The following is a 23087-nucleotide window of genomic DNA, read 5'->3' as shown; positions in this document are numbered from 1 at the left end:
ATATTAAAATTAATCTCTATTATCCCAATATCCCGTTATCCCAATGTTTTGTTCTCTTACGTGAGGTTAATCCTCATCCCTGAAAATCAGCACCACAAACCGTCCCTGAGTTCCATTCACTGAAATGGTTTTACTGATAAAACGGTCTTTCTCTGCTTTAACCAACATTCCGGCCTCTTCTAAGGCTTCAAAGCCAGATTTCTTCTGTAATCCCTGCAATATTTCTGCTTCAAATACACTGGGGATAATATGGTATTCCGCCTGTCCATCATGACGGCGGTTATGCACCAGATACCCGGCAAGATCACTAATCCTCATGGCGTGTGAGGTATCAATATCCCCGTTTGGCCTGCCGTAGGTATAAGGTTGAAAGCGTGACAGCCCGTATTTCTGGATAAAGTCACGCGTTCTCGTGATCACCTGATATTTTTCCCGGTTTCCGATGCCAAAATCAGCTAACCAGTCATCGAAACTTTGCTTTACCGCAGCATGACACGCATCTTTATTCCAGCCGGTAATATGGGTTGCCAGCTCTCCAACGGCATCCAGTAACGCGAAACGCACGGCAACGCGCTTGACTTGCGCTGAGGCTTCTTCTGGCAGGTTATCAAGCCACTCTTTTTCTTTACGGGCAGTCATTTCTATTGCCTGCTCCTGATTCTCAGACAACCACCGAATCCATTCACGACCCGCAGCACCACAATAGCGTTTGGATTCCCGTTTGATGGCTCTTGCATGAGAATCACCATCCTCATAGCCATTGAAAAATGCCGTATCAATAAAGGGCACACTGAGCAGCCTGACAAGCTGTCCGGCTTTTGGGGTGATCCCACCTTTTATCAGAAACGTTTCTAAATCTTCCTCGCCTGTCGAAAGGGCAGCAATCTTCCAACGGATCACTGCACGGTTCCCACCTTCCCGTTTCCCCTGAATTTTGCCGACACCGTTAAACAGACTGTAGGCACTGTTAGCGACTTCTTTCGGGTTAGAACTTTGCCCGATTTCGTCAATCGGCATAAAACCATCGTTACGGGCTGCGGCTTCGTTGTTTAACCCGTGGTTAGTACCGTGCCATGATAATTTCAGCTCTTCGGGATCACCGTATAAGCTGCTGGCCGCTTCAACGGTGGTGGTTTTCCCTGCGGAGGATTGGGCGAATAAATGCACACCGAAGCAGGTCCCGCCTGTTAGTGAATTAAGTGGGGCAGACAATCCCACCAGTACGCCCAGTATCATTGAGCGGTTGCCTTGCAGTAATGACGCAACGTGTGTTTTCCACTGTTCGGTGCTTCCTCTGACCACATAACCGGCAATGGCGGAGGTACCACCACTGAACGCCACAGGCATATAAGGTTGGCCGATGATTTCACCGTCCGGCATGACATATGCGCCGCAGTGCCAGCCTGCTTTCTGTGTCACAACCCATTCACGGCGATCGCCGCTGCGTTGCAGATGCTCAGCTAAAACAGGCAACAGACTGTTTTTTACGGTGATGTTCATTCCTCGTGAACGTAATCTAGCCCAACCAACCGGCATCCCGATTTCACGGCGGGGAAGTGCCTCAACAATACATTTTCCTGTGCCTTCCTGACGTAGCTTAATAATGAGATAACCTTCGCTACCATCATTGCCAATGCCAACGATTTCCATGTAATCGCTCAGCCATTTTTCAACTTCGACGATTTCGCCACCTTGTTCTTTCGGTTCAACCCAGTAAATTCCATTCTTGCGGATATCGATATGAGGTTTTAGCGGATCGTATTCTTTCTCTTGGTATTCATCTGAATGAGTGGTTACAGAGTTTGGCACTGCTACATTCCCTGCCGCCTGATATAACCCATTACTGAATACCTGCTTTGCTGCCTCAATACCATGTTGCTGGCGATAATCATCCCAATCAGCTTTGTATTCCGTTGGTGGCAACGTAACCCAACCATTCACTGCAAGGGCCGCTTTTTCTGCTGAAACCTTGCCGATATTTACTTTTGGTCTGCCGTTCTTATCCAGTTCGTCGGGGTGATGCCAGTCATTATCTGCTGCCAGAATAATTTTCGTGTCCGGCCAACGCTCCCTAACGGTTTTAGCGACAGAATACAAATTGCCAGCATCCAGCGCCGCCAGAACAGTGCCTTTATAGAGCTGGCTAACCGTCAGTGCAGTGGCATAACCCTCGGTAAGGATTAGCGTGTCGGGATTTTTTTCCAGTTCTGATACAGTAATAAATGCGCCTTTCTTCCGGCTGCCAGACAGTAATTTTTTCTCACCGTCAGGTTTGATGATCTGTGCACCAGTGACCTTTTTATCTAACGCTGCCAGTGCCAATAATAGGGAACCATCTTCCAGTAAACGTTGATTATGGTGTTGTAGTCCCTTTGCAGCCAGATAGGGAGATTGCCCCACGACAGTCTGCGCCATCAGTGCTGCGACTCTTTCGGCAATCGGCTGTACTGGATAAGTGATTTCTTTGGCTGGTTTGGATTCTGGCAAAGGTAATGCCAGTACGTTAGCAACAATCTTAGCAGCCTCAAGAACTGAGATACGGTTGGTTTTCGCTACTAAATCCAATCCATCGCCGTAGTTCGGAAGATCACACTGGCGACAGTGCCAGTTGCCGTGATGGTGGTCATCAATAAAGTGAAAACGGTCGGTGCCGCCGCAGACAGGGCAAGCGCTATGTTTACCCTTTGCAGGAATATCGATACCACAGGCAGGTAACAGATTTTCCCAATGGTACATAGCGGATTGCTTCACGGTTTGGATAAATTCGAGCGGTTTTTGGCTGTCTGATTTATCCAAAGATGTCAATTTAGGGCGAGTTTGGTTATGCTGTGTATCAGCCATTATCGTTACTCCAATTAACGGTTATTGGTCAGACGCCTCAGATGTGTTCCAGCACACTGGGGCGTTGTTTTTTCATATTGATATAGGTAATGTGTAATGACACATAAACACATTACAGTGAGTGTAATTGACATGTCAACACACAAAAATACTCGTCGGGGCAATCCCCCATTCCAATTCAGACTTGATCCTGAACTACGGGCGCTCATGGAAATAGCCCAGGCACAAGATGGCGATGAGTCTTTAGCTGCGTGGATTAAGCGCATTGTCCGTAGAGAATTGCAATCAAGAGGTATTGAATCTAACCTCTGAAAAAAGCAAGTTAAGGGTAGGCAAGTGCTACCCTTAGTTTTTGTATTCTTATCAAATGGTAGGTACATGTCATTAAATTCCACGAGACTCAGCAATCCGCTGATCTACCCAGCCATCAATTTCTGATTCAACAAATGCAACCGAACGAGGGCCGATTTTGACTTGTTTCGGGAATTGACCTTCTTTAATCAGCCTGTAGATCCATGCCTTGCTATAGCCTGTTCTGCGCTGAACTTCTGGCAGGCGAATAAGACTTTCTTTAGATGTTGTCATTGTTGTCATTGTTGTCATGTATACCCCCTGTTATCGAGTCCTTGAAATGCCTTGGTAGACGTTATTTGATGACAGAGGATTATTTAAAAATTCTGTTTAATTGAAAGCGTAAACTCTTTATGCAATTCGTAAAATTAAATGCGAGGTATTGACTGTATGAAAAACAGTCCTGCGTGCCACGGGCACAGAAGATTAAAAAGCAATCATATGTATAATGAATGCTTTTTATTAATGAATTGAAAAATAAGGGAATATATTATTTATGCAGAGCGTGAAGCTTTAATTATTTATTTTTTGTATGAAAAATAGTCTTTGTTGTCTTGGGCAACAACGTTTAAAAAACCATCTTTTGTATAAATTTAAATCAAAATAAAGGTAAAATAAATTGTTGACAAGATCAGAACATAAAATTCTTATCAGTTTATGAGCCGAATAAAAAATAGCCTCAAAAAGGATGAAATATCACCATATGATGATAGTTATACTATGGTGGATTTATTCATTACTCTATTTGGCAGTATTCTGTAGAAAGGTACGGCTAAATCTGATAGTCAGCGGGCATCGGGCATCGCTAGACACATGTATGTAGCATGACATCTGATCCCAAATAATGCTTAAAGTATTTGATGACGTCCCTTTCTGATCACGGAGCATTAGCATGTTGGACAATGCAACATGTATAACGAATCGAGTATACCTATCAGACCAAAAAACTGTTCACAGCGCTGAAACAATGCATCTTACTGTTAAGATAAATTTAAACACTGATAAATAGATATGATATCTTCAAACAATAACACTATGAAAATAATGTAAGTATTTAAAGTACATTTCCGAATCTTCTGAGATATGCAATGACAACACCAAACACAGTAAACTATCCAATCCCAGCAGACTGGCAACATTTTGAACGTTTAAGCGTTGCAATCATGAGCGCAATCTTCCAAAAACGTTTCCGTCAGTACGGTAGAAGTGGACAGCGTCAGGATGGCGTGGATCTATATTGTAAGCATAACGGTACATTTATCGCAGTCCAGTGTAAAGGGCGAAATCAGGGATATGGCAGTCGCCTGTCTTCTGAAGACATCAACAATGCTGTAAAAAGTACAGAAAAATTCCCACATAAAATTGACGAGTTTTATATTCTCACTACGGGGCCGGACGATAAAAACCTCGAACAAAGAGCTTTTGAGCTCAGTTGTTCTCACAGCGAGACAGACAGTTTCACCGTACATGTATTTGGCTGGCAAACGCTTGAGAATATTATCCGCGAACATGAGTCTATCCAACATGCATTTTATCGCGGATTTTTTAAAAGATTCTCCATAAAGCAATACAGCACACTGATTGCCACAGGCTGCTTGCTTATTACTTTAAGTATTCTGGGTGTCTACAGATATGTGAATTATTACAGTGAAACGTCAGCACAACGAAAAGCAACATCTAAAGATACTGAAGAATTCGTGGCACTAAATGATAAGCTCATCAAGATCTATAATCATTGTGATGAGATGATGAATACCAACATACTTTCATCCTCATTTGAGCTCAAACAATTCTGTACTGTCCCCATTGCAAAGCAACTTGACTCTATTGATAAATTTGTTCAAAAAGCAAGCCTGAATATTGATGCTAAGGCATATGACAACATGAGAGGAATGATTGAAGTTTTGCGTGAGGATCATCGGCAGGGATTAATTGCCGTGGAAATGACTAGATTTTTTGAAGACAATATCATTCGAAGCCAGAAGGAAATGTGTTTACCTGAAAAACAGCGGAACAAAGATGTTTTCAAAGGAACGAGAACAGCAGCAGAGAATGCTGTAAATCAGCAATTGCAGTTTTATTACGTTATGAATGATTTTATCCTTCCGGGGATGGAGTCGATGAAAGCTATTGCGTTAACATCTGCCCGACAGATAAATGACCAACCAGTTCCTCACAGTATGCTTGATCAGGCAAATCGTCTTAGTGGGATCCTGAAAGAGCGTTCCGGGTACAAGCTTAATAAATCCCAGACCCCATTCACCTTGTCAGTAATGAAAATCTATAGTAGTTGTGACATTAAAATGTCAGTTCCACTTCCAGATCCTGTCGAGGAATTTCGTTGGAATGATGTTCTGATGCGTAGCATTGGTATGTCATTTCTTGGAAGGAACAGCGATGCTCAGGAATTGGTGAAATGTGGCGTTTTCCGGGCAGAGGCTCCGGAGCACTTCAGAAAGGAAGAAAATGAAATTAGGAAGAAGGCTAAATCCTTATAAAGCGGCGATCATCAAGTAATTCTGGCACAATATCCGTAACCAATAAGCGCATACCCTGAATTACCTCACCGTGTAACTTTCAGGGTGTGAATGACTATATCTGGCACTGAGCTGACTATCAGATTATAGATGAAATAATACAACTATGGGTTGTATAAAAAGCAGACTTTGTTGGCACTACCAACAAAGTCTAAAAAATCATCTTTTATTCAGTATATTATAACCTGAATTCTGATGTGGATGATAGGGAGCCTGTACGCGAATTATCAAAAGATCTCACGGGTTCTCTTTACGGCGACAAAGGATATCTGAGTCAGGAATTGGCGGATGATTTAGCTAAAACGGATATCACCTTTATCACGAAAAAGCGCCGCAACATGAAAGCGCTTGCACTGGCTGAGTGGGATAAGGTTATGCTTAAAAAGCGTTTTATCATTGAAACGATTAATGGACAATTAAAAAACGGCTCTCAATTAGAACATTCTCGTCACCGAAGTATAACCGGTTTTTTGTTAACCATTTTAACGGGATTGATTGCTTACTGCCTTAAAGAGAAAAAGCCATCACTGAAAATTTTCTACTCAGAAGAAGATATTTCAGTAATAGCTTAAGCGGAATTGGGGTTATTATAAGTATTAATAAATGTTACTTCCGGCGTTTCTTAGCAAAATCATACGGCGTGATATGTTTTTCGCGGTTGGCATCCAGATAATCGGCCCACCATTGCACCATCAGTCGCCGTTCATCCAGATGTTTAGAGGTGTGAATATAGGCGGCTCTGACGTTTTTTCTTTCCACATGGCTTAACTGGCGTTCGATGGCGTCATCGTTCCATAATCCTGATTCTCCCATTGCACCACGTGCCATTGTTCGGAACCCATGCCCGCAAACATCGGTTTTGGTGTCGTATCCCATGCCACGAAGGGCATTATTAACCGTGCTTTCACTCATGACCTTTTGTGGATCGTGATCGTTAGGGAACATGACTTCACAATCACCACTCAGCTCGCGCAATGACTTGAACAAAATGACAGCCTGACGACTCAAAGGAACAATATGCTCCGTTTTCATTTTCATGCCTCGTTCGGAGAATTTAACGCCTTCAATGGTTTTTCTTGTGGCAGGGATTTTCCAGACTGCATTTTCAAGATCGAGTTCTTCCCAACGCGCAAATCTCAGTTCACTGGAACGGACGAACGTTAATAAAGTCAGCTCCACCGCGATACGGGTGATTAAACGTCCACGATAGCGAGAAAGTCGGCTCAAAAATTCAGGTAAACGTTCGTGGGGCAGGGCGGGGTGATGTTTAGATTTAACAGTAGAAAGTGCACCAGCCATATCATTAGCCGGATTGGAATCAAGGATATCATTCTGAACGGCATAACGCATGATGGAAGTGACACGTTGCTGTAATCGCTGGGCAATATCATGTTTTCCATCAGCATCAACGGTTTTGATCGGCGCTAACAGTTGGCTTGTCCGTAAAGTGGAAATATCAAGCTTGCCAATATGCGGAAATATATAATGTTCAAGGCTGCGTAGAATGCGGTTGCCGTGATCTTCGCTCCAGCGTTTGTTGCTGGCGTGCCAGTCACGGGCGACCTTTTCAAAGGTATGTTTTCCCTTTACTCCAGCATGTGCGTCTTTTTTCTCGGCTTTGGGATCAATCCCTTGAGCAATTAGCTTTTTTGCTTCATCTCGTTTGGTGCGAGCATCAGCTAAAGAGATGGCCGGATAGACACCGAAAGCCAGTCGGTCTTCTTTTTTATCGGTGGGGCGGTAGTACTTCATACGCCAGTACTTCGAGCCGCGTGTCGTGACTTCTAAATAGAGGCCACCACCATCAGCGAGTTTGTAGGTTTTTTCTTTGGGTTTTGCTGTTTCGATTTGTCGTGCGTTTAGTTTCATTATAAGGGGCACATTTAAAATAGAAGTGTAGGTGCCCCTGATTATGCCCCGCCGTGCATATTGATTGCAATAGACTAGAGTAGACCTAAAAAGAAAAGACCTGATTGATTAATCAGGTCTTTCTAGGAGTTAGTTTACTAGTGTAGACGTTAGTAAACTTATATTTGGTGCCCAGGGCGGGACTTGAACCCGCACAGCCTTAAGGCCGAGGGATTTTAAATCCCTTGTGTCTACCGATTTCACCACCTGGGCTGAATCTGGAGGCGCGTCCCGGAGTCGAACCGAGGTAGACGGATTTGCAATCCGCTGCATGGCCACTCTGCCAACGCGCCCTTTTTGGAGCGGGAAACGAGACTCGAACTCGCGACCCCAACCTTGGCAAGGTTGTGCTCTACCAACTGAGCTATTCCCGCCTTTCTTTCGAACCACTTGATTTACTTAATTTATTTTGTAAACCTCATGTGCCGTTCGATGCGTTGCATTCTACTTATTTCACGAAATGAGTCAATACAATTATTTATAAAACCGGTTCGTTCGGTGATTTTTGCGTCACTTAGATCAGGTTTCACGCAAATCACCCCATGCAGCACTCAAATATTGAAACATTGACCAGAATGTTAAGATTGCTGCAGCGTATAATAAGATGAACCCACTAACTTCGAATTCAACATTAGGACGCCATAATAAAGCAACCAATGCAGCCATTTGTGCGGTTGTTTTGAATTTTCCCATCCAGGAAACTGCTACACTGCTGCGTTTTCCCAATTCAGCCATCCATTCCCGAAGGGAAGAGATAATGATCTCTCGTGCAATCATTGTTGCTGTCGGTAAGGTTATCCACCAGGTGTGATAATATTCAGTTATCAATACCAATGCGGTAGCAACCATTACTTTATCTGCAACTGGATCAAGAAATGCACCAAAACGTGTCGTCTGTTTCCATAAGCGGGCAAGAAAACCATCAAACCAATCTGTCGCAGCAGCGACAATAAAGATGATGGCGCATAACATCGGTGCCCATTGGAAAGGCAGATAAAACGCCAAAACAAAAAACGGGATTAAGGCAATACGAAACAGGGTAAGCCATGTTGGAATATTTAATTGCATAATGCTTAGTAACTATCTGGCCATGTAAAGTTTATTAGTATGGTGCATCAATACTCTTAGTGTTTCAACGCATTATAGATTTTTTCTGCCAGTGAATAAGAGATAGAAGGCACTTTTGCGATCTCTTCTACACTTGCGTTGCGTAAGGGCTGTAATCCTCCCATATATTTTAACAGCATTTGTCGACGTTTTGGCCCAATTCCTTCTATAGATTCCAGTGTACTGGTCTTTTTCATTTTTTCCCGGCGTTGACGATGACCTGTTATAGCATGGTTATGAGATTCATCACGAATGTGTTGAATGACGTGTAATGCTGGCGAGTCAGAAGGAAGAGCTATGCCTTCGCTTTCTACTGTGAAAAAAAGAGTTTCCAAACCTGCTTTACGGTCACTCCCTTTTGCTACACCAATCAGTTTGGGATGTTCTTTATTCCATTCGACATTTAATGAGTGAAAAACGTCTATTGCTTGCGTTAGCTGTCCTTTGCCACCGTCTATAAAGATGATGTCAGGGATTTTGGCTGAATCAATTGCTTTGCTGTATCGACGATGCAAGACCTGATTCATCGCAGCATAGTCATCTCCTGCTGTTATTCCCGTTATGTTATAGCGACGATATTCAGAACGCACCGGGCCATTACTATCGAATACAACACAGGATGCAACAGTTTGTTCACCCATAGTATGGCTAATGTCGAAGCATTCCATTCTGTGAATTTTTTCAATACCCGCAAATTCGGCAAGTGCTGCCAGGCGTTGGTGAATTGTCGATTGCTGAGAAAGTTTAGCGGTTAATGCTGTGGCTGCATTGGTGCGTGCCAGTTTGAGGTAGCGGGCTCTGTCACCTCTTGGGCGCGGTTGAATATGAACTTTTCTGCCGGATAAGGAAGAAAGGGAGCTTTCCAATAATTCTTTTTCCGGTAACGAGAAATCCAACAAAATCGCTGTTGGTAATGTCCTGCTCTGGCTGCCCTGAAGGTAAAATTGACCAAGGAAAGTTTGTACTACTTCATCTAATTTAGTACCGATTGGGATTTTGGGATAGTAACTACGGCTACCCAAAATTTTGCCCTGACGAATGAATAAAACATGCACACATGCCATGCCAGCGTCAAAAGCAACACTGATAGCATCCAGATCATCTTCTCCACCAGAGACGAACTGCCGTTCAGTAACTTGCCGGACAGCTTGGATCTGATCACGATAACGTGCTGCATCTTCAAAGTTAAGTTGTTTGCTTGCATCTTCCATTCTTTTAATCAGCTTGGTCAGTACCTGCTGGTCTTTACCGGATAGAAACAGGCGGACGTATTCTACCTGCTGCTGATACTCTTCATCTGTCACAAATCCTTTGACACAAGGGGCAAGGCAGCGGCCAATCTGATATTGCAGGCAGGGTCTGGAACGATTGCGGTATACGCTGTCTTCACATTGACGAATGGGAAATAATTTTTGCAAAAGTGCTAATGTGCCACGTACTGCATGGGAATTTGGAAATGGCCCAAAATATTCCCCCTTAGCATGTTTGGCTCCACGGTATATGGCCAGACGAGGGTGTATATCACCACTTAGGAAAATATACGGGTAAGACTTATCGTCCCGCAGTAATACATTGTAGCGGGGCTGATAAAGTTTGATGTAGTTGTGTTCAAGTAGAAGTGCTTCTGTCTCTGTATGAGTTATGGTGACATCGATTTGGGCGATATTTTTCACCAGCGATTCTGTTTTGCGACTGCCAACTTGTGCACGAAAATAGCTGGATAGCCGCTTTTTCAGATCCTTGGCTTTACCGACATAAATTACTGTACCAGTGGTATCATACATCCGATAAACACCTGGTTGACTGGTTACTGTTTTTAAAAATGCCTTTGAATCAAATTGCTCTGCCACGATTTACCGCCCATCACTGTTATCATCCACTATGATTTATCATATTGGGTGCATCAAGCAAACCACAGCGTATTGCTATATGAGTTAATTCTACATCACCCTTGATATTTAATTTGTTAAACATCCTATAGCGGTAGCTGTTTACTGTTTTCGGACTGAGGTTGAGTAACGTCGATATCTCATTCACCTTTTTACCCTGAGTTATCATTGTCATGATTTGGAGTTCTCGTTCAGACAGTTCATCCAACGGATTCTCTTTTTGCGGGGATAGCTGATCAAGTGCCATCCGTTGGGCAATATCAGGGGAGAGATAACGTTGCCCTGCATAAACTGTTCGGATAGCGTTGATCATATCCTGAGGCGTTGCTGCTTTACTTAAATACCCTCTGACTCCGGCCTGCATCACTTTTGTCGGCAGGGAACTGTCTATGTGGATAGTCAACATAATTACGCGGGTATCCGGTGAATAGCGGATGATCTTTTTCGCAGCTTCAAGGCCTCCTATTCCCGGCATTCCCATATCCATCATAACGACATCCGTGTTGTTTGACCTGCACCATTTAACGGCATCTTCTCCGCTACTGGCTTCTCCTATAACTTTAATTCCCCGTACGTCATCAAGTATGCCTTTCACGCCAATGCGAACTAGTTCGTGATCATCAACTAATAAAACATTAATCAAACAACTTCTCCACCAACGTAATATCTACTGAAAATAGCGACAAATTAAGAAAACCCCAATGGATACACTGAATTTATCTTTATGATTTTTATAATATAATTTGATATGGAGTGACTTTGACGCTCAAACCAAATTAAATTGTTCTTGATAAAGACTATATTATACTGAGATTAGTGTAAAACAGAAATAAAATTGTTACATATCAATAGAATAAATGTAAAAGCAATTATTTTTTATGAGATGTATTTGTTATAAAGCTTATTTATCTTGAAAAATGCAACGAGGGTAATTTCCCCTCATGTTAATGATTATTAAATAAGTTAAGAATATCTTGTTTAGTCAACATTGGTGTTTTTTCAACAAAGTTGTAATAGCCGGGTTTGCTGTCGACAAAGATCTGTTTAGATAATTTTCCTGAGTTACTATTTTCAAATAGTGCAACTGGAACAATATAAGTACCAGGTTGATGCAGATGGTAAAAGAGGTGAGTTCCACAGTTTTTACAGAAAGCCCGCTCTGCCCACTCTGAAGATGGATAGATTGAAACATTCTCATTACCCGCTATTTGCAAATCGTTTTTGCAATCTACAGATAAAAACGGGCCTCCACTCCATTTCTGGCATGTTTCACAGTGGCAGGCATTGATATTTTCGATACTTTGGTTAGTTTTTATTTCTACTGCACCACACAAGCAATGGCCTTTATTCATTATTCTACCTTATATATTTGAGATGATTATTTAAAATTTTATACCAATATGATTGAGGAAGGATTATTTTGTTTTGTTATAATTGTCACATTTATCACAATAATTTGCTGGTTCGGTGCAGCATAAAGTAAGAATGATGAATTATTTCTTCTTACCCTCGTCTTCATCGTCATCATCAATATGCCAGCTATGCAATATACGATGAACAAATGGTGTAACCACCAATCCGACAGCAATGAAAAAGATCGCTTGTAGAAATAAGCCATAAACAGCCGCAAAATATTTTCCCAGTGTACTGGTTGGCTCAATATGTAGGCTTTGCGTTCCAATCATTGAAATAGAATTTAAAAGTGCATCAGGAATAGCATGGCTTTCAATCAGGAAAAAGCCCAATACTCCAGGAATAATACCGATTAAGAAAATGATAAGAGCATGAAGAAAGAAACGTAAGAGTCGTAAAAGAAAATGATCCAGGCTAATTAATTTGTCAGTAAATTTCTCCATACTGAGACCTCCACCAATAAATCTTTTATCTTTTCAATAATGATTATCTGAGTAAACTTGCCAGTATAAATATTATAGCCTGTTTAATATTATTTTTATTCTTTCACCGTTTAAATTTCCTTTTTCTGAAAGGAAAAATAAAAGGAGAGTTTATTTAAGTACGCACCATCACAAAAATATAGGTAATGTTCATATGGTTCAAAAAATAATCTTGAGATTATTATAATATGCCTAATAAATTTCGAGCTTCATCACGGTGGCAAGAGAACAAATCCCCAGAAACATAGTCTATTATGTGACCAGGGATTTGTTCTTTTACAGAGTATTAGTTAAGCACTTGATAGAAGTGTATATGGTCGTCTGGATATTTTTAATTCAAGGATATTTGCTACAGCATCGATAACCGGGTCATTATTATCATCAATAAAGAAGTGGCTACCTTCAAAAATGATGACTTTTTTATCCTGCCCGAAAAAATCAAACCAGGAATAAAGTTCTTGCTCTGCTACCAGCGCATCATTTGTTCCGCCGAATACCGTTAGAGGGCAAGCCAAAGATGCTGTACCAGAATAGTAATATTCTTCTGATATTTTAAAATCAGCCTTTATGGCAGGTAAAATCAGTGAGAGTAATTCATCATTATCAATAAGCTCTTGATTAATACGCCCAAATTCCTGCAATGCAATAGTAAACTCTTTATCTTCTAGAGCGCTTATTGGTTTTCGGATGGCGGAAACTTGCGGTCCCCTGCTACCTGAGGCGATAAATTCAATGGGTAACGGTAATGATTCTGCATCGATTTTTCTTAACAGTTCAAAAGCTATCCGGCTGCCTAAACTGTGCCCTAAAAAGATGTATGGTATATTCAATAGTGGCTTAATATTGACATATAAGTCTTCAATCAGGCTCTGCATATCGTCATAAGGCTTTTCCTTGAATCTTGCTCCCTTACCTGGTGGTTGAATAACTAAAAATTCAACATTTGCTCTGATTTTTCTGGCAAAAGGAACAAAAGTTGAGCTACCGCCTCCGGCATAAGGAAAACAAAATATCCTGATTTCTGGATTAAGAACATGGTTGAGTTTAATAAAATATGGGGAGTAGTCTTTGTTCACAATCGGATCCCATTATTATTTTTTTAGGTAGATTAAAATAAGCAGATTTGATTATTTCTGATTTCTCATTAGCAGAATGCTACCGTCCCTGGAGCATTCTATCCAATATTAAAATATAATTCTTTTTGGGTTTTTTTATTATGATAATAAGATTTTATGAAATAAGACAGGAAAAGTGGTTTTGTAATTATTTTATTGAATATATTGAATTTTTCATTCTTGCTAAATGGGTTGCAACACCTTAGTTAACTATATTGATATGATTTTTTGTAATATCAATCACTGAATAACTACAATTTTGGTGATGATATTGTGTTTTATCTTCCCGTAAATTATCCCCTTTTAACTGCCATCAGTGATGGCTGTGTACGGCCATGTGTAAACAGGCATACCATTTATCGCTGCTATTCGTCCTAAACTTTGTATATAACTGATGGCTCTTTGCACTCCTTTCAATGGCCGATTCTCCCTCAGGTATAACTATCGTTGGATTGCACAATCCAAAATAACCACTATATTTAATCAATGTGATTTTAATCTAAAAATTTATATTTTCATAAATAGTTAGTTAATGTTATTAATTTATTGATATTCATGTTACGACTCATACAGTACTGTGAAAAATTAAGTTCAATGCAATGTTATAGCAGTGATAACCGTTTAATTTTTCTGATTGTGTCAATCATTCTATGGCAAGCGCCAGGTAACACTAAGTTCTTTTGTCATTTTGATAGGAAAACATTATGAAGGTATTGATAGCAAAAAACGAAGTGGGTACAAGGCATCATAGTTATTATATCGAAAATGCAGTACACCGCTTGGCAGATAAGTTAATTGAACGGGACGTTGATGTTGTTATTGCAGACTCTATTGATGACAGTTATACGATAATTGCAGCCAACGAGCCGTTTGATTGTTTAATGGTAAGTTGTGCATTGATGGATGATGACTTATTTCAGCAGATCCAAAAATTACTGAATAAACTGTTTGAGCGTCAGGAAAATGTACCAGTATTTCTATTAAGCGACCGGGAAAAAGCTGTATTTTTATTAAATCATGAGATGTTGGAAAAATTAGCCGAATTTGCCTGGATACTTGAAGATTCTCCAGATTTTATTGCCGGCAGGGCTATTGCAGCCATGCACCGCTATCGCCAACAATTATTACCGCCATTGATGTTAGCTTTGATGAATTACAGAAAAGTCTATGAATATTCCTGGGCAGCACCAGGGCATCAGGGTGGTGTTGGGTTTAATAAAACACCCGTTGGTCGCATTTATCATGATTATTACGGAGAGAATCTTTTTCGTACGGATATGGGAATTGAGCGATCTTCACTGGGGTCGCTGTTGGATCACAGTGGGGCATTTGGCGAGAGTGAAAAAAACGCGGCCAGAGTATTTGGTGCAGACCATTCTTATTCTGTTGTTGTCGGTACATCAGGCTCTAATCGTACGATAATGCAAGCCTGCATGACAGAAGATGACATCGTTATCATCGACCGTAATTGCCATAAGTCCATTGAGCAGGGGCTTATTTTGACAGGGGCAAAGCCTGTTTATATGCTGCCGAGCCGTAACCGATATGGCATTATCGGCCCCATTTATCCACAGGAAATGGAGGCTAAGACACTCCAGAGAAAGCTGAAACAGAGCCCACTAACTAAAGATAGGGTGAAGCAAAAACCCGTTTATACCGTTGTGACGAATTGTACTTATGATGGTGTTTGCTATAACGCCAAACATGTACAAAACCTGCTGGATAAAAGTGTCGATAGAATACATTTCGATGAAGCATGGTATGGTTATGCCCGTTTTAACCCTATCTATCATGATCATTATGCCATGCGGGGTGATCCTAAAAAGCATAAAGGGCCAACCGTTTTTGCCACTCATTCATCTCATAAGCTATTGAATGCACTTTCGCAAGCCTCTTTCATTCATGTACGTGATGGCCGCAATCCGATTGATTTCTCAAGATTTAATCAAGCCTATATGATGCATGCGACAACATCGCCTTTGTATGCGATCTGTGCCTCAAATGATGTTGCTGTCTCAATGATGGATGGTAACAGTGGTTATTCTTTGACACAGGAAGTGATTGAGGAAGCAGTCGATTTTCGTCAGGCATTGGCGCATCTATATCGGGATTTTGGTAAAAAGGGCGATTGGTTCTTTAAACCCTGGAATCAGGAGAAAGTGACAGATCCTGCGACTGGTAAGAAAATTGCTTTTGCTGATGCACCAAAAGAGTTACTGACCAAAGAACAAAGCTGCTGGACGATGGATCCGGGCGATAGTTGGCATGGGTTTGAGGATTTGCCTAATGACTGGAGTATGCTTGATCCTATCAAAGTCAGTATCCTGACACCGGGTATGGGGGATAATGGTAAGTTACTAAAACAGGGTATACCGGCAGCGTTAGTGACGGCATGGTTAAGTCAACATGGTATTGTTCCGACGCGCACGACTGATTTTCAAATCATGTTCCTGTTCTCAATGGGAATTACCAAAGGGAAATGGGGGACTTTGCTGAATACCTTACTGTCTTTCAAACATCACTACGATGCGAATACACCTATGAGTAAAGTATTACCTGATTTGGTGAACGAGCATCAAAAAGCATATGGCAAGTTAGGAGTAAAAGATTTAGGCGATAAAATGTTTGCTTATTTATATAAGAATAATCCGGGTGAGAAACTGAATCAGGCTTATGCTGCGTTACCTGAAATTGATATGACACCACGAGCGGCTTATCAGGCGATTGTGACTAATAATGTGGAATTGGTAGCACTCGATAAACTTCCCCATCGCATTGCGGCGAACTCCATTATTCCTTATCCACCTGGTATTCCCATGTTGATGTCAGGGGAAAACTTCGGTGACAAAAACAGCCCGCAAATTGGTTACTTGCATGCGTTGCAAAAATGGGATCGTGAATTCCCTGGCTTTGAGCATGAAACGGAAGGAACGGAGATTATTGATGGTATTTATCACGTCATGTGTATAAAGCGTAAGGGAAAATAAACTATGGCTACGATTGCAGATACCAAAAAAGTGGGTTTAATCCCCGTTACGCTGATGGTAGCGGGGAACATCATGGGATCGGGAGTTTTTCTGCTACCGGCGAGTCTGGCAGCAACGGGAGGGATTGCTATCCTGGGATGGCTGGTGACCATCATTGGTGCGGTTGGGCTATCTATGGTATATGCCAAGATGTCTTCATTAGATGATAGCCCAGGTGGCTCTTATGCCTATGCCAGACGAGCTTTTGGGCCATTTTTAGGTTATCAGACCAACGTGCTTTACTGGCTGGCCTGTTGGATTGGTAATATTGCTATGGTCGTAATTGGGGTCGGTTACATCAGTTATTTTTTCCCTATCCTAAAAGATCCAATCATTTCTACATTCACCTGTATAGCGATACTGTGGATTTTTGTGTTTTTGAATATTATCGGCCCGCATGTCATAACCAGAGTACAAGCTGTGGCTACAACACTCGCCCTGATCCCGATTGTGGCCGTTGCGGTATTTGGCTGGTTCTGGTTTAGTGGCTCAACCTACATGAATGCCTGGAATGTCAGTGGATTAGATACTTTTAGTGCCATTCAAAGCACCTTAAACGTGACATTATGGTCTTTTATTGGTGTTGAAAGTGCTTCAGTTGCAGCGGGAGTCGTTAAAAATCCAAAGCGGAATGTGCCGATTGCCACTATTGGCGGTGTATTGATTGCTGCTGTGTGTTATGTGTTGTCCAGTAGCGTCATTATGGGGATGATCCCCAACGCGACATTAGTCATTTCGTCTTCTCCGTTTGGTGATGCGGCACGTCTGGCACTGGGCGATACTGCCGGTGCAATAGTAGCATTTTGTGCAGCAGCCGGATGTTTGGGATCATTGGGAGGTTGGACATTGCTTGCCGGGCAGACAGCAAAAGCGGCGGCAGATGATGGCTTATTCCCTAAAATCTTTGCCAAAGTGAACAAAGCCGGAACGCCTGTGAATGGATTATTAATTTTGGGTGTTTTGATGACGATTGTACAATTCAGTAGCATCTCTCCTGATGCGGCGAAAGAGTTCGGCTTGGTTTCATCCGTATCGGTGATTTTCACCCTAATACCTTATTTGTACACTTGTGCGGCTTTGCTGCTGCTTGGTCATGGTCACTTTGGACAGGAAAAAACGCGTTATATTGTGATCGCCTTCATTGCCTTTATTTATTGCATTTGGGCCGTATTGGGGACAGGTGCAAAAGAAGTGGTTTGGACGCTGGTGGTAATGATGGTTATAACAGCCATGTATACCTTTAACTACAACACAAAGCATCCGGCGCCTTTCCCGTTAGAAAAAAAAGATTAATACGATCTTTATCTTATTATAATGCGCTGATATTCAGCGCATTTTTATGTTAGTTTTTGTAATTGAACCAATTTCTCAATACATCACAGATTAAAATCTGTATGCCAGTCTTTTTTGATGTGCCGCCATAATCTCCCAATGTTTTTAATTTAAAGTAAATTGTTATGCTTGTGACTTTGTCAGGTTAAGCCCCTGTTTATTGGTTTGGATAAGCGCTAAGATGTTGAGTTGTTAGACAACTCACAGTAAATTATTCTGGATCTTAATATACTTGGAAAATCAGTTAATTTTAGGTAGTTAAATAATAGGAGCGTGCATATGTACAGAACTATTTTATTACCAGTCGATATCTCTGAAGATGAACTGACAAGCAAAGCTGTTCACTGCGCGCTTAACATTGCCAGAGAAACAGGTGCCAAGTTGCATATTTTACATGTATTACCTATTTCATCCGCGATTATTAATGCTTATGCATTAGGGTACATGGAAATTAAAGACAAAGCGACGATTAAGGCTGAAGAAGATTTGAGTAAGTTGGCTGCTTCCATTGATTTGCCGAATGATCGTATCAGTTATTCAATTGCTTTTGGCTCACCGAGGGACGAAATTACTTCTACAGCAGATGAAATTGAAGCTGATTTGATCGTGATTGGCTCAAGGCGACCGAATATTACTACCCACTTATTAGGTTCTAATTCTGCGGCAGTTGTCAGATATGCGAAAACATCTGTATTAGTTGTAAGATAGTTATTCGCATTGATAATTGCAGTTTGATAACTATTATCGGTTTTTGTTGTGGTTTTATTGATGGTTAAAACGTAATGGTTAGCGGCTATACCCTATCTATTTCAATAGATTGCTGACAAAACGCAATTTAAGAGACAATGGGTATATATTCGATTACAGGGGAGTAAATATGTATAAAATGATTTTAGTTCCAATAGATATTGCTGAAGATCACCTGACTGATAATGCGCTTAAGCATGCGGAATTTTTGGCAAAAATCTCTGATGCAAAAGTGCATCTTTTTCACTCAGTTCCTGATATTTCGAGATTTTCTGTGAGCTATAGCTATCATTATGATTTACTGAGCGCCTTTGCGAAAAAAGCCATTGCAAATTCCGAAGAGGAACTCAAAAAAGTGGTAGAAAAAATCAATTTGCCGAAGGACAGAGTATCGTACTCTGTTGCTTTTGGTTCTCCACGTGACAAAGTGCTTTCTACTGCCCGTGAGATTGATGCCGACCTGATTGTCGTCGGTTCACGAAGACCTGATATATCAACCCACCTGCTGGGTTCGAACGCATCAGGCATTGTAGGGTACGCAAATATTTCTGTGTTAGTCGTTCGCTAACCTAAACTATTCCGGTATTACCAGATATAAAATATTACACCCAGCAGAAATTTTTATCTGTTGGGTGATTACTCTAATAAACTTCAAAGTCCAGCACAATTAACGGGCTGTAACCATTGTTTTCTTTTTATATGGAGAGTATGTTTTGTCTTATTCTAATATAGTGATAAATTCTTTAAAACGTATACTTGAAAATAATGATGTTAATAATTCAACCATTGAGGAATATTTTACCAAGAATTATGTTCAAGTAGTAAATGGTAATGAACTTAATTTTAATGATTTCATTTCCCACATAAATTTATTAAAAGAGACTCTGATAAGTACGAAGGTCAATATTTTATCCATTGCGGAAAATGAAAATAATGTCCATACACACCATATAGTAAAAGCAATAAAAAAGGATGGTGAACATGTTGAATTTGAAGTATTTGCCAGATTTTTGATTAACGAAAGTAAAATAATACGTTGCTATGAGTTAACCAGAAAGATTAGCGGCAGTGAACAGGATGATGATTTAGGATCTAGGAAATAGTGTTGTCTAACAAATAGTATTGTTTAACTTAAATTTGATTTATATCAGAGAGTAGGTAAGTGAATAAAAAACGAGTTGCAAATTTAATGAAGAAACTGCAACTCGGTAAGTGTTTTTTTCACTGTGATTAGATACTTTTTACAGATTGTAATAAAAATTCAGGCTAAATATTATTATCGATAGAAAACATTTGGTTCTAATTATAAATCAGATGTAATAATTTTACTTTTCCAATAATGGCTATATGTCTTTTCCTGATTAATTGGATTAATTGTATAATATTCAAAATAAATCATACCTATGCCACCGTTTGTAAACCCTCTAACATCATTAAGATCTGGTGAATCAATTTTAATAATAACGGTTGATTTTTTTCCTCTTAATTCATCGGGAGTGTATGGTGCAACAGTTTTAAATATCTTATTAAAGTTTTTATTTTTTGATTTGACATACATTCTTAAATATACTTCTTGCCCCCAAAGTGGATAGGATTGATCATTTTCATCATTAGTGCACTTAATTTTTACATATAACTGACAGTTATTTTCGGTATAGTTAGATATATCTCTTTGAGTAATTATTTCATCATGCATTTTTCTGTCATTGTCAGAATGTTCAAGTTTAGGATCATTTTTTATATCGGCAAAACTTGAGAAAACGCTTGGTATTTCATATATTCTTTCGATATCATAATTAGGTGTGGTTAATTCTCTTCCTATATATTTTACCATTGTAATATCTGAATATAGGTTTTTACCAGAAATTGGTGCTATTATATAATAAAGCATTGAGTCCTTTTCAGGCGGGAAAATATCTCTTCGCATCAAAAATGTATAATTAGAAATGTCTTGATTAATTGATTCTACAACATCAGAAATTTTTTTGACGGGAAGTATTAATCCTTCTGGATCAATAGCTCCATTTTCCTTTTTCTTGTTAAAAAATAAAACATTATCTGCCATTGAAACTTGAGAGTAGGAATTAATCTGAGCTTCAAAAAATTTACGGCCATCACCATCTAATAAATTTCCGGACAGCTCAGGTACATATGGTGAATTAAGTAATTCTGCACTATTTGATGGAATAGCAGAAATCATATATACAGCACCAGCAGGATATTCAGCTATACCTTCCACTTTACTGACTAAATTTATAACTGCGGGGGTATCTGTTATTGGATACCCGCGAAATTTTACTTTTCCTTCTTTATCACTGTTGACAATGATTTCAATGTTATCACCATAATTATATGGTTTTATAGGTTGAGGTGATTCCTCTATATTATCAGGATCAGTTGTAATTATGATTTTCCTTTCTATATACTCTTTAATTTCAGAAAAAATATGAACAGGTGTATTTTTCAGTAATTGACCATTAGTATCAAATAAAGTTGTACTATATTTTATATAGTGTTCTTTATTATTATTCAGATTATTGTCATCGACTGGAGTCAGGCAAACACTTTTATTCTTTTTTAATTGAATTGAACTTTTCACTAAATCTCTTGCATAATATTTTATGACTTTGTCAATACCTGTAAGTGTAAAAAATATTTCATCTCCTGAATTGATTGAATCATCATTTTTAACAGTGCACAGGATCTTCATACTATATGTATTATTATTTTGTTGAGAGAAGGAATTAATTATCTCTATTAATTCGAAGCCTTCACTATTTTTTATATCTATATTTAATGGATTAGAATATATTGTTTTGGAAATTATTTTTATATCAAGATAAAAGTTTTGGCCAATGATAACATCTGCACCGTTTTCAACGGATAGATTTAAAATATGGTCTTTTAAAATTATATCACTGTCATTTTTTAACATTTTTACCTCTTTCTTTTTTATTTCGAAGAATAAACGCCTTTGTTTATCATTTACCATATGCCAGACCAGGTTATGCTATCAGGGCAGGCATCCCCGGAAGGTTCTCCTCCTGGTCGTATAGTATAAATATCAGCCTCCCAAATATGACCATAAAAAATGTCTCCATAATAATTAACTTTAAAATCTAAATGAATACGCCCAGATTTTATATGACCAACATATTTAAAAGGAATGCCAAACAATAATTCTGCTGTATTACTACCATAACTATCTGTTTGAGTTGGCATTAATTTTGATTTAAATTGATAAGTATTATCTGGATAATTATTAATATATAAATTTAATGTAACTTCAGCACCAAGTGGAACTTTTGTTTTATCTCTATAATCACTTGTTCCTATTATCTTAACGAATAATCCTTCATGATGTGGATTGTTACATCTGTGCGCTACATCTTTTTCATGAATTGAATCATTGATAATATTTTCATCATCACTATAACCAGCGCTATTGTAAACTATGCAACTGTCATATATTCTTTTTTTACCATCAAGTGGTTGGTTATAACTTCCTCCAGGGTATATTATGCTTTGTGGATATGAAGAACGAGCTAATCCTGCCTGATCTACTACAGTATAAGAGAAATGAGAAAGTTGATTTTTCTTAAGAAGATTATAAGGGAATGTCATGTAGCTATTACCTAATTGATTAACATCTTCAACAAAAAATGATTCTTTAACATATTTGTTATTAATGAAAAATAGTATTGTGTCGTTTCTTTTGGAGCCAGGATAATTTTGAATTATCAGTGTAAAGAAATTTGATGTAGGATCTACCCATAAATTACCATTATCTCCAATAATATCAAGAGGAGGAAGATCTAGATCGTTTTTATTATTGTCTATAATATATACCTTATTTTTTGATGAAATGCGTCCTGTTACATTCATCACCATAGAGTCAACCTGAAATACTAATGGTGTTGATTTTTTCGGATAAATATAAAAAACTAATTCTCCATTATCATCAGAAGTAACAGAAAAAGATCTTAAATCAGCAGTAATATTTTTAATTTCGACAGGGGTTGTTTTATCAGCATGATAAATATTCACTTGGTCAAAATAAGCATATTCTTTTTCAATAATGGCAATAGAAACATTTGGTAATGGTTTTCCTCCTTTATCTCTGATCAAGGCAATTGCTTTAATATATTTACCATCAGGTGGTAAACTATCATACTCCAGAATTTGGAAAATATCTGTTTCAAAGTATATTGATATGGAGCTTTCATCTATCGACATATTGTTTTTCATATTATTTCCTTAACTTTATTTTTAATTTTTTATAATATATTAACATAGTGGTTAATATATTATTGTAGAAATCCGCTTAATAAAAAGCGGA

General features: G+C 39.3%; 18 protein-coding genes, 3 tRNA genes and 1 pseudogene. 8 read left to right on the top strand and 14 right to left on the bottom strand.

The genetic code is table 11. The features are described from left to right. Positions 1–66: 66 nt before the first annotated feature. The gene (locus AAC852_RS06250) at positions 67–2841 is read right to left on the bottom strand and encodes a DUF927 domain-containing protein (RefSeq protein WP_340620286.1); all 2775 of its coding nucleotides are present in this window, start codon (positions 2839–2841) and stop codon (positions 67–69) included. Positions 2842–2973: 132 nt separating this feature from the next. Between AAC852_RS06250 and AAC852_RS06245 the strand changes: the two genes are divergently transcribed. Then, positions 2974–3153, top strand: a complete 180-nt coding sequence (locus AAC852_RS06245; protein ID WP_099109885.1) for a YlcI/YnfO family protein — start codon at positions 2974–2976, stop codon at positions 3151–3153. Positions 3154–3225: 72 nt separating this feature from the next. Here the strand turns inward: AAC852_RS06245 and AAC852_RS06240 are convergent, their stop codons facing one another. Continuing rightward, positions 3226–3435, bottom strand: a complete 210-nt coding sequence (locus tag AAC852_RS06240) for a helix-turn-helix transcriptional regulator (RefSeq protein WP_340620386.1) — start codon at positions 3433–3435, stop codon at positions 3226–3228. An 845-nt stretch (positions 3436–4280) separates the two neighbouring features. Between AAC852_RS06240 and AAC852_RS06235 the strand changes: the two genes are divergently transcribed. Together AAC852_RS06235 and AAC852_RS06230 are read left to right on the top strand one after the other, a co-directional pair. After that, positions 4281–5690 (top strand): hypothetical protein, encoded by a 1410-nt coding sequence (locus AAC852_RS06235; protein ID WP_340620285.1) that lies wholly within the window; start codon positions 4281–4283, stop codon positions 5688–5690. 233 nt (positions 5691–5923) lie between these two features. Then, a pseudogene (locus tag AAC852_RS06230) lies at positions 5924–6301 on the top strand (transposase); the annotation flags it as partial. 34 nt (positions 6302–6335) lie between these two features. Here AAC852_RS06230 and AAC852_RS06225 read toward each other — a convergent pair. The 10 genes from AAC852_RS06225 to AAC852_RS06180 form a co-directional block, all read right to left on the bottom strand. After that, positions 6336–7598: a tyrosine-type recombinase/integrase gene (locus AAC852_RS06225; RefSeq protein ID WP_099109795.1), complete on the bottom strand. Its 1263-nt coding sequence runs from the start codon at positions 7596–7598 to the stop codon at positions 6336–6338. Positions 7599–7763: 165 nt separating this feature from the next. Next, positions 7764–7850: transfer RNA gene (locus tag AAC852_RS06220), tRNA-Leu, on the bottom strand. A 6-nt stretch (positions 7851–7856) separates the two neighbouring features. Then, a tRNA-Cys gene (locus tag AAC852_RS06215) sits at positions 7857–7930 on the bottom strand. Positions 7931–7935: 5 nt separating this feature from the next. Then, positions 7936–8011: transfer RNA gene (locus AAC852_RS06210), tRNA-Gly, on the bottom strand. 145 nt (positions 8012–8156) lie between these two features. Next, positions 8157–8705: a CDP-diacylglycerol--glycerol-3-phosphate 3-phosphatidyltransferase gene (pgsA, locus tag AAC852_RS06205; RefSeq protein WP_340620284.1), complete on the bottom strand. Its 549-nt coding sequence runs from the start codon at positions 8703–8705 to the stop codon at positions 8157–8159. Between the two features lie 56 nt (positions 8706–8761). Further along, entirely contained in the window at positions 8762–10594 is a 1833-nt protein-coding gene (gene uvrC / locus AAC852_RS06200) for an excinuclease ABC subunit UvrC (RefSeq protein WP_340620283.1), read from the bottom strand. A gap of 22 nt (positions 10595–10616) precedes the next feature. After that, positions 10617–11276, bottom strand: a complete 660-nt coding sequence (gene uvrY / locus AAC852_RS06195; protein WP_340620282.1) for a UvrY/SirA/GacA family response regulator transcription factor — start codon at positions 11274–11276, stop codon at positions 10617–10619. 301 nt (positions 11277–11577) lie between these two features. Then, positions 11578–11985 (bottom strand): GFA family protein, encoded by a 408-nt coding sequence (locus AAC852_RS06190; protein ID WP_340620281.1) that lies wholly within the window; start codon positions 11983–11985, stop codon positions 11578–11580. Positions 11986–12126: 141 nt separating this feature from the next. After that, a complete protein-coding gene (locus AAC852_RS06185) occupies positions 12127–12489 on the bottom strand; it encodes a hypothetical protein (RefSeq protein ID WP_340620280.1) in 363 nt (120 codons plus the stop codon). Positions 12490–12818: 329 nt separating this feature from the next. Beyond that, a complete protein-coding gene (locus tag AAC852_RS06180; RefSeq protein ID WP_340620279.1) occupies positions 12819–13604 on the bottom strand; it encodes a thioesterase II family protein in 786 nt (261 codons plus the stop codon). Between the two features lie 743 nt (positions 13605–14347). Between AAC852_RS06180 and adiA the strand changes: the two genes are divergently transcribed. The 5 genes from adiA (at position 14348) to AAC852_RS06155 (ending at position 19851) form a co-directional block, all read left to right on the top strand. Then, positions 14348–16630, top strand: a complete 2283-nt coding sequence (adiA, locus tag AAC852_RS06175; RefSeq protein WP_340620278.1) for an arginine decarboxylase — start codon at positions 14348–14350, stop codon at positions 16628–16630. Positions 16631–16633: 3 nt separating this feature from the next. Beyond that, positions 16634–17962 carry an arginine/agmatine antiporter gene (gene adiC, locus AAC852_RS06170; protein WP_340620277.1) on the top strand — a complete coding sequence of 443 codons (1329 nt, stop codon included), beginning with the start codon at positions 16634–16636 and terminating at the stop codon, positions 17960–17962. 318 nt (positions 17963–18280) lie between these two features. Beyond that, positions 18281–18709 (top strand): universal stress protein, encoded by a 429-nt coding sequence (locus AAC852_RS06165; protein WP_047683536.1) that lies wholly within the window; start codon positions 18281–18283, stop codon positions 18707–18709. Positions 18710–18878: 169 nt separating this feature from the next. Next, complete coding sequence (locus AAC852_RS06160; RefSeq protein WP_047683539.1) at positions 18879–19316, top strand: universal stress protein; 438 nt, start codon at positions 18879–18881, stop codon at positions 19314–19316. A 145-nt stretch (positions 19317–19461) separates the two neighbouring features. Next, a complete protein-coding gene (locus AAC852_RS06155) occupies positions 19462–19851 on the top strand; it encodes a nuclear transport factor 2 family protein (protein WP_340620276.1) in 390 nt (129 codons plus the stop codon). Between the two features lie 200 nt (positions 19852–20051). Here the strand turns inward: AAC852_RS06155 and AAC852_RS06150 are convergent, their stop codons facing one another. Continuing rightward, positions 20052–21683, bottom strand: coding sequence for a hypothetical protein (locus AAC852_RS06150; protein ID WP_340620275.1), 1632 nt, complete (start codon positions 21681–21683; stop codon positions 20052–20054). Positions 21684–21733: 50 nt separating this feature from the next. After that, positions 21734–22996 carry a hypothetical protein gene (locus AAC852_RS06145; protein WP_340620274.1) on the bottom strand — a complete coding sequence of 421 codons (1263 nt, stop codon included), beginning with the start codon at positions 22994–22996 and terminating at the stop codon, positions 21734–21736. Positions 22997–23087 lie beyond the last annotated feature (91 nt).

Source organism: Xenorhabdus siamensis, assembly GCF_037996745.1.
In the GTDB taxonomy this organism is placed as follows: Bacteria; Pseudomonadota; Gammaproteobacteria; order Enterobacterales; family Enterobacteriaceae; genus Xenorhabdus; species Xenorhabdus indica.
The sequence above is the reverse complement of the archived record's forward strand: the minus strand, read 5'-3'. Positions and strand labels throughout refer to the sequence as shown.

Bases quoted from the DNA above. Each gene is read 5' to 3' on its own strand.
- AAC852_RS06150 (WP_340620275.1), bottom strand. From the start codon at position 21,683: ATGTTAAAAAATGACAGTGATATAATTTTAAAAGACCATATTTTAAAT.
- AAC852_RS06245 (WP_099109885.1), top strand. From the start codon at position 2,974: ATGTCAACACACAAAAATACTCGTCGGGGCAATCCCCCATTCCAATTC.
- AAC852_RS06225 (WP_099109795.1), bottom strand. From the start codon at position 7,598: ATGAAACTAAACGCACGACAAATCGAAACAGCAAAACCCAAAGAAAAA.
- AAC852_RS06250 (WP_340620286.1), bottom strand. From the start codon at position 2,841: ATGGCTGATACACAGCATAACCAAACTCGCCCTAAATTGACATCTTTG.
- AAC852_RS06240 (WP_340620386.1), bottom strand. From the start codon at position 3,435: ATGACAACAATGACAACATCTAAAGAAAGTCTTATTCGCCTGCCAGAA.
- AAC852_RS06190 (WP_340620281.1), bottom strand. From the start codon at position 11,985: ATGAATAAAGGCCATTGCTTGTGTGGTGCAGTAGAAATAAAAACTAAC.
- AAC852_RS06235 (WP_340620285.1), top strand. From the start codon at position 4,281: ATGACAACACCAAACACAGTAAACTATCCAATCCCAGCAGACTGGCAA.
- AAC852_RS06185 (WP_340620280.1), bottom strand. From the start codon at position 12,489: ATGGAGAAATTTACTGACAAATTAATTAGCCTGGATCATTTTCTTTTA.
- pgsA (WP_340620284.1), bottom strand. From the start codon at position 8,705: ATGCAATTAAATATTCCAACATGGCTTACCCTGTTTCGTATTGCCTTA.
- adiC (WP_340620277.1), top strand. From the start codon at position 16,634: ATGGCTACGATTGCAGATACCAAAAAAGTGGGTTTAATCCCCGTTACG.
- adiA (WP_340620278.1), top strand. From the start codon at position 14,348: ATGAAGGTATTGATAGCAAAAAACGAAGTGGGTACAAGGCATCATAGT.
- AAC852_RS06145 (WP_340620274.1), bottom strand. From the start codon at position 22,996: ATGAAAAACAATATGTCGATAGATGAAAGCTCCATATCAATATACTTT.
- AAC852_RS06160 (WP_047683539.1), top strand. From the start codon at position 18,879: ATGTATAAAATGATTTTAGTTCCAATAGATATTGCTGAAGATCACCTG.
- AAC852_RS06165 (WP_047683536.1), top strand. From the start codon at position 18,281: ATGTACAGAACTATTTTATTACCAGTCGATATCTCTGAAGATGAACTG.